Genomic DNA, 13,105 nt, shown 5'->3' with positions numbered 1-13,105 from the left:
CAGAACTTATCAGCCATCTTGACAAAAAAGTACAGGAAATCACAGGGGTGTCAATTCGTCTGGCATCCCATGATACAATCAGAAACTGGTCCTATGGCGAGGTGACCAAGCCGGAAACAATCAACTATCGTTCCTTCAAACCTGAGCGTGACGGCCTTTTTTGTGAAAAGATATTCGGGCCTGTCCGCAACTGGGAGTGTAACTGCGGAAAATACAAACGTATCCGTTACAGAGGAGTTGTTTGCGACAGGTGTGGTGTTGAAGTGACCCATTCGAAAGTCCGTCGTGAGAGAATGGGGCACATTGAGCTTGCTGTTCCGATCATCCATATCTGGTTTCTCAAAAGTGTTCCCTCTCATATCAGCTACCTTCTGGGGTTACCGAATACTGTACTTGAAAGAATAGTGTATTATGACTCATACGTGGTAATCGATCCAGGAAACACCAACCTGCGCAAAGGAATGCTCCTCAGTGAAGATGAATACATCGAGCTGGAAGAACAGGACAAACAGTTTGTTGCAAAAATGGGTGGAGAGGCAGTTCTGGAGATGCTTGCCACTCTTGACCTGGAAGAACTCTCCATTGACCTGCGTTCAAAAATCAAACTTGAATCCTCTGAACAGCGCCGTCAGGAACATCTCAAGCGCTTGCGTATAGTCGAGGCTTTTCTGCGTTCCGGCAACAAACCGGAGCACATGGTTCTGCGTGTTCTCCCGGTTTTGCCTCCGGATCTTCGTCCCTTGGTTCCGCTGGAGGGTGGCCGTTTTGCCACATCAGATCTTAATGACCTTTATCGCAGGGTGATAAACAGGAATAACCGCCTTAAAAAGCTTATTGAGATCAAGGCTCCCGATGTTATTCTGCGTAATGAGATGAGAATGCTTCAGGAAGCGGTCGATACTCTGTTTGATAACGGCCGCCGTACATTCTCTGTCAAGGGCGAGGGGAAAAGGCCGCTTAAATCTCTCAGCGACCTTCTCAAAGGTAAACAAGGTCGTTTCCGTCAGAACCTTCTCGGTAAGCGTGTTGACTATTCCGGCAGAAGTGTTATTGTTGTGGGACCGGAATTGAAGATACACCAGTGCGGTCTTCCCAAGATGATGGCTCTGGAGCTTTTCAAGCCCTTTGTGATCCAGAAACTTGAGGAAAGAGGGCTGGTTCAGACTGTTAAGAGCGCCAAGAAATTCGTTGAAAAGGAGAGGTCTGAGGTCTGGGACATTCTTGAAGAAGTCATCAAGGATCATCCCGTACTCCTGAACCGTGCTCCTACACTGCACCGTCTTGGTATTCAGGCGTTTTTTCCGGTGCTGGTGGAGGGAAAAGCCATAAGGCTGCATCCTCTGGTTTGTACAGCATTCAACGCCGACTTCGATGGAGACCAGATGGCAGTGCACGTGCCACTTTCATTCGAATCTCAGCTTGAATGTCGTTTTCTCATGCTCAGTGCCAACAATCTTCTCAGCCCCGCATCGGGACATCCGGTAATGATTCCAACCCAGGATATTGTGCTTGGGATTTATTATCTAACAAAAATGGCTCTGGGCCGCAAGGGTGAGGGCCGAGTGTTCTGCTGTCCCGAAGAGGTTTATCATGCAATGGCCGACAAGCAGTTGGATCTTCATGCCAAGATCAAAGTTCGTATTGATGGTAAACTGATTGAGACCACTCCTGGACGAGTGATTCTCAATTCCGCTGTTCCCGAAGGTCTGCCGTTTAATAACGAACTTCTCAATAAGAAGAGAATTCAGGCACTCGTGGAGGAAGTTTACAAACAAAAAGGAACAAAGGTTACCTGTAAATTTCTCGATGATTTCAAAACCCTGGGATACGAGTATGCTACCAGAGCTGGTATAACCTTTGGTGCGGAAGACCTTGTTGTTCCGGATGAGAAAAAGGAAATCGTAGCCAAGTCAATAGAAGAGGTTACAAGAATCCGCAAGCAGTATGACCGCGGTATCATAACCGAGGGAGAAAGATATAACAAGCTTATCGATTTGTGGACTCACACTACAAGTATGGTGGCTGACAGACTGCATGAGCGTCTCGCACGTGACAAGGATGGGTTCAACCCGGTCTATATCATGATGGATTCCCAGGCGCGTGGAAGCAAAGACCAGATAAAGCAGCTTGCCGGAATGCGCGGACTGATGCAGAAGCCGCAGAAGAAGATCACCGGAGCGGTTGGTGAGATTATCGAAAACCCGATTATCTCCAACTTCAAGGATGGTCTGACGGTGCTTGAATACTTTATCTCCACTCACGGTGCACGTAAGGGTCTGGCGGATACTGCTCTTAAGACTGCTGATGCGGGATATCTCACCCGGCGTCTGGTTGACGTAGTGCAGGATGTGGTTGTATTTGAAGAGGACTGCGGTACATCAAAGGGAATAGAGATCGGGGAACTCAGCGAGGGTGACGAAGTCATGGAACCCCTGTCTTCACGTATACTTGGACGTGTTACTCAGGAAGATGTCTATGATCCGGTTACAGAGGAACTGATCTGTCCCATCAATACTCTTCTTGACGAGCAGGTAGCCAGGAAAATTGAAGACGCCGGCATAGAGACTGTTATGATCCGGTCTGTGCTGACCTGTGATTCGCTTTTTGGTGTCTGCAAGCGCTGTTATGGGCGTAACCTGGCAACAGGCAAACCTGTGGAAGTGGGAGAGGCTATTGGTATAATGGCTGCTCAGAGTATCGGTGAGCCTGGTACTCAGTTGACACTTCGTACATTCCATATCGGTGGTACAGCTTCCCGTCTTATTGCTCAGTCCAAGGAAGTGGCCAAGATAGATGGAGCGGTAAAAATGGTGAATGTGGAGATCGTGACGCACCGGGATGGTGTAGTGATCATGAACCGTTCCGGAGAGATGGTAGTATTCGATGAGCAGGAACGGGAGAGATACCGTTACAATATTCCATACGGCTCATTCATGAGGGTGGAAGATGGGCAGAAGGTGACGAAGGGACAGACTCTTTTTGAGTGGGATCCTTATAATAACGTTATTCTGGCTGCTAAAAGCGGAAAGATCCATTTTCACGATCTTATCGAAGGTGAGACAGTACAGGAACTCTATGACGAGCGTTCTGGAATCACAAATCTGGTCGTGGTGGAACACCGTGAGCGTCGCCTGCATCCCCATATTCAGATAATGGGTGAAGGTGACAAACGCGTTGCCAATATCTCAGTACCTACCGGCGGATACCTTCAGGTCAGAGAAGGAACAGAGGTCAAGGAAGGCGATGTGCTTATAAAAATTCCACGCGAGAGCAGCAAAACACGTGATATTACCGGTGGTCTGCCCAGAGTTGCCGAGCTTTTTGAAGCACGCAGGCCCAAGGACGCCGCGGTTGTTTCTGAAATCGACGGGTTCGTTGAATTCGGTGGAAACGAGCGAGGGAGCAGGAAGATTATAATTCGTGATGAGCAGGGTGAATCCAGGGATTATCTTATTCCTCTTGGGAAACATCTGCGTGTTCACGAGGGTGACCGTGTAAAGGCTGGTGACCGTCTCAGCGAAGGTTCGATCGATCCTCATGATATTCTTCGTATCAAGGGTGAGAATGCTGTGCAGCAGTATCTCCTTGATGAAATACAGGCTGTTTATCGTTTGCAGGGTGTAACGATCAATGATAAGCATGTAGAGGTTATTGTTGCCCAGATGCTTCGTAAAGTAAGGATTGAGAAAGCCGGTGATACGGAGTTTCTCGAGGGTGATGATGTGGACAAGAAGAGGCTTCGTGAGGCTAATGAGCGGGTGATCGCGGAAGGCGGGGAGCCTGCAACGTTCAAGCCGTTGCTTCTTGGTATCACTAAAGCATCGCTGACAACAGAATCTTTCCTGAGTGCAGCCTCTTTCCAGGAAACAACGAAGGTGTTGTCGAAAGCAGCTGTGGAAGGAAAGGTAGATAAACTCAATGGTCTCAAGGAAAACCTGATAATGGGTAACCTTATTCCTGCCGGAACTGGATCAAGAATTTACCGCAATTTAAGGGTAAAAAACCTTGAAACTGAGGCAGTTCCGGTTGAAGAACACGATACCAGCGAGGATTTTGTGGATATTGGCGAGCAGTTTTGAAAATTGTTTTCTAATTCTGTTTGATTTTTAGAATTTATTTAATTATTTTATGAGACTGTCTTTTTTTTGGAGGATGACAGGTGCCTACGATCAGTCAACTTATTCGTAAAGGGCGGAAAAGCCTGCAGAACCGGAGTAAATCTCCGGCTTTGCATTCGTGCCCTCAGCGTCGCGGTGTATGTACGCGAGTGTTTACCACTACTCCCAAGAAGCCCAATTCTGCTCTTCGGAAGGTGGCTCGTGTTCGTTTGACGAACCACATGGAAGTGAATGCGTATATTCCCGGTGAAGGTCACAACCTGCAGGAACATTCGATTGTTTTGATCAGAGGTGGCAGGGTCAAGGATGTTCCAGGGGTGCGTTATCACATTATCCGTGGTGCTCTTGATACACAAGGGGTTGCGGATCGCAAACGCAGTCGTTCAAAATACGGTGTAAAGCGTCCAAAGAAATAAGGGATCAATATGTCAAGAAGAAGGAAAGCTGTAAAAAAAGATCTTATTCCTGATCCAAAATTCAATAGCACGCTTGTTACCCAGTTTGTTAACAACGTGGTGAGGTGCGGGAAAAAGCGCCTGGCAGAGAGAATTTTCTATGATGCTATCGACCTGGTTGTTGAGCGGACTGGTCAGGATGGAATGAGTGTCTTCAAGAAGGCTATTGATAATGTGAAGCCTGTTCTTGAGGTTAAATCCCGCCGTATTGGTGGTGCCAACTATCAGGTACCCATTGAGGTTCCCGCTGAAAGGAGAACTTCTCTGGCTATCAGGTGGCTGATAAACTATTCCAAAGCGCGGGCGGAAAAAAGTATGGCTGATAGGCTGGCTAATGAATTTATTCAGGCGTCGAAAAATGAGGGTGGCGCCGTAAGAAAGAAGATTGATACTCACAAGATGGCGGAGGCGAATAAAGCGTTCGCGCATTTCCGCTGGTAGTGAGATGCTCTTTGATTTCCTGTATTGATTGATTCTGCCTTGGAGGGCGGAGAGGTTTCAAATTGATACAGGATGCGGTGCCGATAGGGAGATTTTTATGGATGAACCAGTTTCTCTGGAAAGAATCAGAAATATCGGCATCATGGCTCATATCGATGCAGGTAAGACAACCACGACGGAGCGTATGCTGTTTTATACTGGTATACTGCACCGTATGGGTGAAGTTCATGATGGAAATGCAGTCATGGACTGGATGGTGCAAGAGCGGGAGAGAGGGATTACGATTACCTCTGCTGCAACCACCTGCTTCTGGAGAGATCATCGGATAAATATTATCGATACTCCCGGGCATGTGGATTTTACCATCGAAGTAGAGCGTTCTTTGAGAGTTCTGGATGGCGCAGTTGCCGTGTTCGATTCGGTTGGAGGCGTAGAACCTCAGTCTGAGACTGTATGGCGTCAAGCCGACAAATACAACGTTCCCCGGATCGCATTTGTGAATAAAATGGATAGGGTTGGAGCCGATTTTTACAATGTGCTCGATGAAATGAAGCAGAAGCTTGCAGCCAGACCGGTTGCTGTTCAGGTCCCGCTCGGAAAAGAGGATCAATTTGAAGGTGTTGTTGATCTGATACGGATGAAGGCTTGCCGTTATGATGAAGAGGTGCTGGGCACAAAAGTTCTGGAGAGTGAAATTCCAGAGGATCTTCTCGAACTGGTTGAGGGCAAAAGAGCTCAGATGCTGGAGCAGGTGGCGGATTTCAATGATGAACTTATGGGTCTGATACTTGAAGAGGAGCAGGTTGATCCCGATCTTATCATCAAGGCTATAAGAGCCGGGGTGCTGGAGAACAGAATATGTCCGGTACTTTGCGGTTCTGCCTTTAAGAATAAGGGAGTCCAGCAGTTGCTCGATGCTGTTGTGGATTATCTTCCCTCCCCGGCAGACAGAGGGGTTATTAAGGGTGCTGATCCTGTGACTGGTGAGCGGAAAGAGAGAATGCCTGATTTGAAGGAACCTTTTTCAGCTCTCATCTTCAAAATAGCTAATGATCCTCATGTGGGTAGTTTGACTTTTGCGCGTGTGTATTCTGGTAAGGCGGGTTTAAGGGATCTTTACATAAATCCCCGCACCAAAGCAAGAGAAAAGGTAACCAGAATATTCCGGATGCATTCAAACAAAAGGCATGCGGAGCAATTCATGCGGGCAGGTGATATAGTGGCTCTTGTTGGTCTGAAGGACACTACGACGGGTGATACTCTTTGCGATCCTGATTTTCCAATTGTTTATGAAAGAATGGTTTTTCCGGATCCGGTGTTATGGAGATCGATAGAGCCCAAGAGTACCGCTGATGAAGAAAAACTAAATGCTGCGGTTCAGCGGTTAGTTGATGAAGACCCGACTTGCAGGGTTAAAGTTGATTCAGAGACAGGTCAGAGACTTATCTCCGGAATGGGGGAACTTCATCTTGAAGTTCTTGTTGACAGGTTGATTCGCGAGTTCAATATAGGTGTAAATGTTGGAAATCCTCAGGTTTCATATAAAGAGACTGTTACTTCCAGGGTAAGTGAAGAATTTGAATTGTCACAGGTAATTGGGGGTAAGAGTCAGTATGCCAGGCTGGAAATTTCTGTTGAGCCGGTTGAGGCATCTAAGAATATTGAATTTCTCAGTGAAATAGATAAAGATTCGATACCGCAGTCTTTTGTCGCGGCGATTCGTCAGGGTATCGAGGAAGCATCAGGCGGTGGAATGTTCTCCGGGTTCCCGCAGGCGGGAATCAGAGTACGACTGAAGAGTGCGGTTTTCAATGAAGAAGATTCCACGGAAATGTCTTTTAAGATAGCCGGTACGATGGCGTTCAAGCAGGCTTGTGCAAAAGCAAACCCGGCGATTTTAGAGCCGGTGATGAAAATAGAAGTAGTGGTGCCTTCTGAGTTTATGGGATCGGTTATCAATGATTTCAACGGAAGGCGGGGAAAGATTCTCGGAATCTCGCATCGTAAAGATGTTCAGGTGGTTGATGCTGAGGCTCCCTTATCGGAAATGTTTGGTTATGCAACTGCGCTGAGATCCCTGACACAGGGAAGAGCTGTCTACACAATGCAATTTGATCGTTACGAAGCTGCCGGAAGGGCTGTACAGGAAGAGATCCTGAGGCGTATAGGCAGAATGTAATGGTATGAAAAAGGAAAGAAAAAAAAGGAGCATAGATTCATGCCGGGCGAAAGAATAAGGATTCGTTTGAAATCGTTTGACCATAATATTCTGGACAAGTCGGCGTCGGACATAGTACGCACGGCAAAGGGTACCGGAGCACGTATTTCAGGGCCGATACCGCTGCCAACCGAGAAGACTGTTTACACGGTACTGCGTTCTCCGCATGTTAACAAAAAGTCCAGAGAGCAGTTCGAGACGCGCATTCATAAGCGTCTTATTGATATCCTTGAATCTACACCTCAGACGGTTGATTCGCTGATGAAGCTGGATTTGCCAGCGGGTGTAGATGTCGAGATCAAAGTTTAAAAGCCTGAAACAGTTTCCTTAAAAAATGGGTGTGATATGCAGGGTTTGATTGGTAAGAAAATCGGAATGACCAGGATGTTTAATGAAGCTGGAAAGTCAGTAGGGGTAACTGTTATTCTGGCTGGCAACAATGTTGTCCATCAGGTAAAGACATCCGAAAAAGACGGCTATTCAGCAGTTCAACTGGGTTTTGATGAGGTCTCTGAGAAGAGGGTTACAAAACCACTTCTGGGCCATTTCAAGAAGAACGGAGGTGTCTTCTCTCGCATTGTAAAGGAATTCAAGATCGATTCTGCTGAAGAGTCACTGAAACCGGGGCAGCGTGTCGGAGTTGAAGTTCTGGAAAATACCAAATTTGTGGATGTGACCGGAATTTCCAAAGGGCGCGGACATGCCGGAACCATAAAAAAGTATAATTTCCAGCGCGGGCGGGAATCTCATGGAAACACCAATGTCCGTGAACGCGGATCTGTCGGTGCGAACTCTTATCCTGCAAGGATTTTTCCTGGTCTAAAGATGTCCGGGCAATACGGAAATGCCCAGAGGACGGTCAGGAAGCTTGAGGTGGTTAGTCTTGACAAAGAAGCCGGACTTGTTTTTGTGAAGGGTGCGGTTCCGGGCCGTGCCAGTGGATACGTTTATATAAAGAAAAATGGGTAGCACGCTAATATCAGGGTGAATACAACGATGAAGGCAAAATTGTATCAGCAGGATGGGACCGTAAAGGGGCAGATCGATCTGCCGGAAAATGTTTTTGGTGCACAGGTAAATGAAAGTTTGCTGCACCAGGTGATAACCCAGTTCCTCGCCAATCAGCGTCAGGGTACGGCAAAGACAAAGACCCGTGCAGAGGTCAGTGGCGGCGGCAGAAAACCCTGGAGGCAGAAGGGGACGGGAAGAGCACGTGCCGGTTCTAATGCATCACCGATATGGGTTCGTGGTGGAAAAGCTCACGGTCCGGAGCCGCGCGACTATTATTCGGAAATTCCAAAGAAGATGCGCAGGCTTGCACTTGCTTCAGCGCTTTCCTCGAGGGCTCAAGATGAAAAGGTGATGGTTGTCGAGAGTATCAGTTGTGAGACTCCGAAAACCAGGACCATTGTCGATCTGCTCAAGGCACTCTCAGTTTCTGGAAAGAAAAATTTATTGATAATTGATAAGGAAGGGAAAAACGTTTTTCTTTCCGGTCGAAATATCAGGGATCTTGAAATCAGGCCGGTTTCCGAGATCAACGCATATGATGTACTTACAAATGAAAACATCATTTTTGCCGATGAACGGCTGATCGGTAAAGTACAAGAGGCGGTGGCACTGTGAGCAAGTATCATTCAATTATCAGATATCCATCTATTACAGAGAAGAATACTACTCAGCGTGAGACGCAGAACAAGTATGTTTTCGAGGTTTTGCGTACTGCTACAAAGCCGCAGATCAAAGTGGCCGTAGAGAAGCTGTTTGGAGTCTCAGTAGTATCTGTTAATACGATGGTTGTAAAGGGAAAAAAGAAACGTATGGGGCGGTTCGCGGGTTACAGGCCTGACTGGAAGAAGGCAATTGTCAAAATCCAGGAAGGGCAGAGAATTGCGAAATTCGGTGAGGTTTGAACCCCTTAAGAGAACAGAGGAATTGGAGTTTAAAATATGCCAATGAAGACTTACAGACCGGTGACCCCGACTTTAAGGTATAAGACTACCAACCAGTTTGATCAGATTACCACTGACAAACCTTATAAACCTTTGCTTGAAGCTAAGCCAAAGATCAACGGGCGTAATAACCGTGGTGTTATAACTGTCAGGCACAGGGGTGGGGGGCACAAGCGCTTTTACCGGATTATTGATTTCAAGCGCGACAAATTTAATGTTCCGGGAATTGTGGAAACAATTGAATATGATCCTAACCGCAGCGCTTTTATAGCTTTGATAAAGTATATAGACGGTGAGCGCAGGTATATTCTGGCAACCTCAAATATGAAAGTCGGGATGAAGGTTATTTCTGGTGATCAGGTTGAGATTGCAGAAGGTAATTGCATGCCGCTCAAGAACATCCCTCTGGGGATGCAGGTACACAACATAGAGCTTTTTGAGCGCAAGGGTGGTCAGATTGCCCGCAGTGCCGGTGCTTATGCCGAGATAGTTGCAAAAGAGAACCAGATGGTTCAGCTCAAGTTTCCCTCAAGTGAGGTAAGAAATATCAGGGAGAACTGCCTGGCTACAATTGGGCAGGTCAGTAATCCGGAGCACATGAATATGGCTATAGGGTCTGCGGGTCGTAAGCGTCATTTGGGGATTCGCCCGACAGTGCGTGGAGTTGCCATGAACCCTATCGACCATCCTATGGGTGGTGGTGAGGGAAAGACTGCTGGTGGAGGACATCCGGTGACCCCCTGGGGACAGAAGACAAAGGGATTGAAGACCCGTAATCCGCGTAAACTTTCGAGCAAATATATTGTGCGTCGCAGGGCTAAGAAATAAAGGAAGAGGATTGGTATGTCGCGTTCGATAAAAAAAGGTCCATTTGTAGATGATCATCTCTCGAAGAAGGTAGATGAGGCGAACAAGTCTGGTCAGAAGAAGGTGATAAAGACATGGTCACGCCGATCTGTTATTCTTCCGGAGTTTGTAGGTCATACATTCGCGGTACACAATGGAAACAAATTCATACCGGTTTATGTTTCCGAGAACATGGTTGGGCACAAGCTTGGGGAATTTTCCCCGACACGTCAGTTCCGTGGTCACAGTGGTGCCGCTAAATCCGACAAATCCGCATCTGTAAAAAGATAGGTCTGGGGAGGAATTGTGGAATCTAAAGCTACAGTGCGTTATCTGCGTTCGACTGCGAGAAAGACCCGTCTGGTTGCGGATGCGGTACGTGGGATGATGGTTGGAGAGGCGTTGAGTCTTCTTGATCTTAACATAAATAAGAGAGTCGCAACTGATATTTCCAAGTTACTGAAGTCTGCTGTTGCCAACCTACAGAGCAAGCATACGGATGCAGCCATTGATGTCAATGAGCTTCGTATCAAGGAGATTTCTGTTGATGAGGGTCCAGTGATGAAACGGTTTCGTCCGCGGTCTCATGGCCGGGCATCACAGATTCTTAAACGTATGTGTCATGTAACTGTCACGGTTGCTAATTAACAGGAGGAGTTGTGGGTCAGAAAACAAATCCGGTGGGGTTGAGATTAGGTATAACCCGTTCCTGGTTTTCAAATTGGTTTGCCAAAGAGCGTTTTCCGGACTATCTCTACGAAGATCTTCTTATTCGCAATTATCTGCGGAAGAGACTCGAACATGGTGGAATTGCTGCTCTGGAGATAGAGCGTACTGCCAAGAGGGTCACAGTCGGGATTCATACATCCAGACCGGGAATTGTTATCGGAAAAAAAGGTGAGGAAGTAGAGCGGCTCAAGGGAGAACTGCAGCATCTTACTCAGAAAGAGATTCAGATCAATATTCGTGAGGTCAAGAAGCCTGAGATGGATTCTCAGTTGGTGGCCGATAACATCGCCCGCCAGGTTGAGAAGAGGGTTTCTTACAAGAAAGCCACGAAGAAAGCTATCTCAACTGCTATGAGAATGGGTGCTGAGGGAATAAAGATTCAGATTGCGGGACGTTTGAATGGTGCAGAGATAGCCAGAACTGAAACCTACAAGGAAGGTAGAATTCCGCTTCATACGTTAAGGGCGGATATAGATTATGCGACAGCTACTGCGCACACTACCTACGGGTGTGTGGGTATAAAGGTCTGGATCTGTAAAGGCGAAGTTATCAACCGTGTTGAGAAGCAGCCTGCCAAAGAAGGCGTGCACGCGTAGGAGGATTTTGAGATGCTGTCACCGAAGAAAGTTAAGTGGAGAAAAACTCAGCGCGGGCGGATGAGGGGACTTGCCACCCGGTGCAATAAAATTGATTTCGGCGAATATGGCCTTCAGGCCATGCAGCCGGGGTGGATCGATAACAGGCAGATTGAAGCGGCGCGTATTGCGATGACCCGTTTTATTAAAAGGGGTGGGAAGATCTGGATTCGTATTTTCCCTGACAAGCCTTTCACAAAGCATCCTGCTGAATCCCGTATGGGAAAAGGAAAAGGATCTCCTGAGGGCTGGGTAGCTGTAGTGAGGCCCGGAACAGTGATGTTCGAAATGGCTGGAGTAAAGGAAGAGACTGCCAGGGAAGCACTTCGTCTGGCGGCTCAGAAGCTTCCCATTCAGGCAAGATTTGTTGAAATCGAAAAATAAGGTGTAACCGAGAATGAAAACAAAAGAGATTCGTGATTTATCACCTGAAGAATTGACCAAGAAAATTGACGGCTGGGAAGAAGAGCTTTTTAATCTTCGCTTTCAGGCAAAAATGGGGCAGCTGGCCAACCCGTTGCAGCTCCGTCTTGTAAGACGTGATATTGCCCGGGGAAAAACAGTCCTGAATGAAAAGGTTAAAGTCGAGAGCGCTTCTGAAAAATAATGAGCAGAAGTGTGTGGTTCTGTTCCAAATGACCAAGGAATGAGAATGGCTGAAAGAAACAATCGTAAAGAACGTGTAGGTGTTGTCGTAAGTGACAAAATGGACAAGAGTGTCGTGGTGAAGATTGAACGGAAGTTCATGCACCCGGTATATGGAAGGATAGTAAGGACCAGCTCCAGATATATTGCTCATGATGAAAAAAACGAGAGCAAAGTTGGCGACACTGTGAAAATTATCGAGACTCGCCCGTTGTCAAGGACCAAGAGATGGCGGGTTGGAGAGATCCTGGAAAAAGCAAAATAATTCTCTTGTGAGCGAAAAAGGCAGAACGAGGAAAATATGATACAGGAAGAGACATGGTTGAACGTCGCCGACAATTCCGGCGCAAAAAAGGTTGAGTGTATCAAAGTGTTAGGCGGGACCAGCAGACGTTACGCCAGTATCGGAGATGTTATTATAGTCTCTGTCAAAGATGTTCTCCCTAATGGTGCTGTAAAGAAGGGTACTGTGGCAAAGGCGGTTATTGTGAGGACCACAAAAGAGTATGGCCGTAAAGATGGTACTTATATTCGTTTCAGTGATAATGCTGCGGTAATAATCAATGATACAGGGGAACCGAAGGGAACTCGTATTTTTGGGCCGGTTGCACGTGAACTTCGTGAGAAGAAATTCATGAGAATCGTGTCTCTGGCACCTGAAGTTCTTTAAGGATTGAGGAGATTTATATTATGGCATTCAGGCTTCGGAAGAATGACATGGTTCAGGTGATTTCCGGGGAGTATAAGGGCAAGACTGGTAAGATCCTGAAGGTTATTCCTGAAAAGAACAGAGCAATAGTTGAAGGTATCAATATGATCAAGAGGCACACAAAGCCCACTCCTAAAAACCAGCAGGGTGGAATAGTGGAGAAAGAGGCTTCTATTGATCTTTCGAATATTATGCTTTTGTGTCCAAAAACAGGTAAACCTACCCGGGTCGGTGTAAGTGTTCTTGAGAGTGGCAAAAGGGTAAGGTTTTCCAAAAAGGCTAAGGAGTTGATAGAGTGAGTACAGAGACAAAACAGGCTCCAAGGTTAAAGGAAAAGTATTTCAAGACCGTGGTCCC

17 protein-coding genes are annotated in these 13,105 nt (G+C 46.9%); all 17 read left to right on the top strand.

The window, feature by feature from the left end:
* The first annotated feature begins 8 nt into the window (after positions 1–8).
* The 17 genes from rpoC (at position 9) to rplX (ending at position 13,047) form a co-directional block, all read left to right on the top strand.
* Positions 9–4,079, top strand: coding sequence for a DNA-directed RNA polymerase subunit beta' (gene rpoC, locus GX089_02290; GenBank protein ID NLP01301.1), 4,071 nt, complete (start codon positions 9–11; stop codon positions 4,077–4,079).
* Positions 4,080–4,159: 80 nt separating this feature from the next.
* Positions 4,160–4,534: a 30S ribosomal protein S12 gene (locus GX089_02285; protein NLP01300.1), complete on the top strand. Its 375-nt coding sequence runs from the start codon at positions 4,160–4,162 to the stop codon at positions 4,532–4,534.
* Between the two features lie 9 nt (positions 4,535–4,543).
* Positions 4,544–5,014: a 30S ribosomal protein S7 gene (rpsG, locus tag GX089_02280; GenBank protein NLP01299.1), complete on the top strand. Its 471-nt coding sequence runs from the start codon at positions 4,544–4,546 to the stop codon at positions 5,012–5,014.
* Between the two features lie 97 nt (positions 5,015–5,111).
* Positions 5,112–7,193 carry an elongation factor G gene (gene fusA, locus GX089_02275; GenBank protein NLP01298.1) on the top strand — a complete coding sequence of 694 codons (2,082 nt, stop codon included), beginning with the start codon at positions 5,112–5,114 and terminating at the stop codon, positions 7,191–7,193.
* Positions 7,194–7,232: 39 nt separating this feature from the next.
* Positions 7,233–7,541 carry a 30S ribosomal protein S10 gene (gene rpsJ, locus GX089_02270; GenBank protein ID NLP01297.1) on the top strand — a complete coding sequence of 103 codons (309 nt, stop codon included), beginning with the start codon at positions 7,233–7,235 and terminating at the stop codon, positions 7,539–7,541.
* Positions 7,542–7,577: 36 nt separating this feature from the next.
* Positions 7,578–8,201, top strand: coding sequence for a 50S ribosomal protein L3 (gene rplC, locus GX089_02265; protein NLP01296.1), 624 nt, complete (start codon positions 7,578–7,580; stop codon positions 8,199–8,201).
* A gap of 27 nt (positions 8,202–8,228) precedes the next feature.
* Positions 8,229–8,858: a 50S ribosomal protein L4 gene (rplD, locus tag GX089_02260; GenBank protein NLP01295.1), complete on the top strand. Its 630-nt coding sequence runs from the start codon at positions 8,229–8,231 to the stop codon at positions 8,856–8,858.
* Entirely contained in the window at positions 8,855–9,145 is a 291-nt protein-coding gene (locus GX089_02255) for a 50S ribosomal protein L23 (GenBank protein ID NLP01294.1), read from the top strand. The genes rplD and GX089_02255 overlap by 4 nt, the downstream gene beginning before the upstream one ends.
* A gap of 36 nt (positions 9,146–9,181) precedes the next feature.
* Complete coding sequence (gene rplB / locus GX089_02250) at positions 9,182–10,012, top strand: 50S ribosomal protein L2 (protein NLP01293.1); 831 nt, start codon at positions 9,182–9,184, stop codon at positions 10,010–10,012.
* 15 nt (positions 10,013–10,027) lie between these two features.
* Positions 10,028–10,321, top strand: coding sequence for a 30S ribosomal protein S19 (gene rpsS, locus GX089_02245; GenBank protein NLP01292.1), 294 nt, complete (start codon positions 10,028–10,030; stop codon positions 10,319–10,321).
* A gap of 15 nt (positions 10,322–10,336) precedes the next feature.
* Positions 10,337–10,678 (top strand): 50S ribosomal protein L22, encoded by a 342-nt coding sequence (gene rplV / locus GX089_02240; protein ID NLP01291.1) that lies wholly within the window; start codon positions 10,337–10,339, stop codon positions 10,676–10,678.
* Positions 10,679–10,689: 11 nt separating this feature from the next.
* Entirely contained in the window at positions 10,690–11,355 is a 666-nt protein-coding gene (rpsC, locus tag GX089_02235; protein NLP01290.1) for a 30S ribosomal protein S3, read from the top strand.
* Between the two features lie 12 nt (positions 11,356–11,367).
* Positions 11,368–11,778, top strand: a complete 411-nt coding sequence (gene rplP / locus GX089_02230) for a 50S ribosomal protein L16 (protein NLP01289.1) — start codon at positions 11,368–11,370, stop codon at positions 11,776–11,778.
* A 13-nt stretch (positions 11,779–11,791) separates the two neighbouring features.
* Positions 11,792–12,001, top strand: a complete 210-nt coding sequence (rpmC, locus tag GX089_02225) for a 50S ribosomal protein L29 (GenBank protein ID NLP01288.1) — start codon at positions 11,792–11,794, stop codon at positions 11,999–12,001.
* Between the two features lie 45 nt (positions 12,002–12,046).
* Complete coding sequence (rpsQ, locus tag GX089_02220) at positions 12,047–12,304, top strand: 30S ribosomal protein S17 (GenBank protein ID NLP01287.1); 258 nt, start codon at positions 12,047–12,049, stop codon at positions 12,302–12,304.
* 36 nt (positions 12,305–12,340) lie between these two features.
* On the top strand, positions 12,341–12,709 hold the full coding sequence (rplN, locus tag GX089_02215) for a 50S ribosomal protein L14 (GenBank protein ID NLP01286.1): 369 nt from the start codon (positions 12,341–12,343) through the stop codon (positions 12,707–12,709).
* A gap of 20 nt (positions 12,710–12,729) precedes the next feature.
* Positions 12,730–13,047 (top strand): 50S ribosomal protein L24, encoded by a 318-nt coding sequence (rplX, locus tag GX089_02210; GenBank protein NLP01285.1) that lies wholly within the window; start codon positions 12,730–12,732, stop codon positions 13,045–13,047.
* Positions 13,048–13,105 lie beyond the last annotated feature (58 nt).

It is taken from the genome of Fibrobacter sp. (assembly GCA_012523595.1).
Classification (GTDB): Bacteria; Fibrobacterota; Chitinivibrionia; order Chitinivibrionales; family Chitinispirillaceae; genus JAAYIG01.
This window is presented reverse-complemented; position numbering and strand designations above follow the sequence as displayed.

What these genes read in the sequence shown, in the direction of transcription:
- fusA (NLP01298.1), top strand. Translation starts at nt 5,112, where the DNA reads ATGGATGAACCAGTTTCTCTGGAAAGAATCAGAAATATCGGCATCATG.
- rplD (NLP01295.1), top strand. Translation starts at nt 8,229, where the DNA reads ATGAAGGCAAAATTGTATCAGCAGGATGGGACCGTAAAGGGGCAGATC.
- rpsQ (NLP01287.1), top strand. Translation starts at nt 12,047, where the DNA reads ATGGCTGAAAGAAACAATCGTAAAGAACGTGTAGGTGTTGTCGTAAGT.
- rplB (NLP01293.1), top strand. Translation starts at nt 9,182, where the DNA reads ATGCCAATGAAGACTTACAGACCGGTGACCCCGACTTTAAGGTATAAG.
- rpsJ (NLP01297.1), top strand. Translation starts at nt 7,233, where the DNA reads ATGCCGGGCGAAAGAATAAGGATTCGTTTGAAATCGTTTGACCATAAT.
- rpsG (NLP01299.1), top strand. Translation starts at nt 4,544, where the DNA reads ATGTCAAGAAGAAGGAAAGCTGTAAAAAAAGATCTTATTCCTGATCCA.
- rplP (NLP01289.1), top strand. Translation starts at nt 11,368, where the DNA reads ATGCTGTCACCGAAGAAAGTTAAGTGGAGAAAAACTCAGCGCGGGCGG.
- rpmC (NLP01288.1), top strand. Translation starts at nt 11,792, where the DNA reads ATGAAAACAAAAGAGATTCGTGATTTATCACCTGAAGAATTGACCAAG.
- rpsS (NLP01292.1), top strand. Translation starts at nt 10,028, where the DNA reads ATGTCGCGTTCGATAAAAAAAGGTCCATTTGTAGATGATCATCTCTCG.
- rplX (NLP01285.1), top strand. Translation starts at nt 12,730, where the DNA reads ATGGCATTCAGGCTTCGGAAGAATGACATGGTTCAGGTGATTTCCGGG.
- rplN (NLP01286.1), top strand. Translation starts at nt 12,341, where the DNA reads ATGATACAGGAAGAGACATGGTTGAACGTCGCCGACAATTCCGGCGCA.
- rplC (NLP01296.1), top strand. Translation starts at nt 7,578, where the DNA reads ATGCAGGGTTTGATTGGTAAGAAAATCGGAATGACCAGGATGTTTAAT.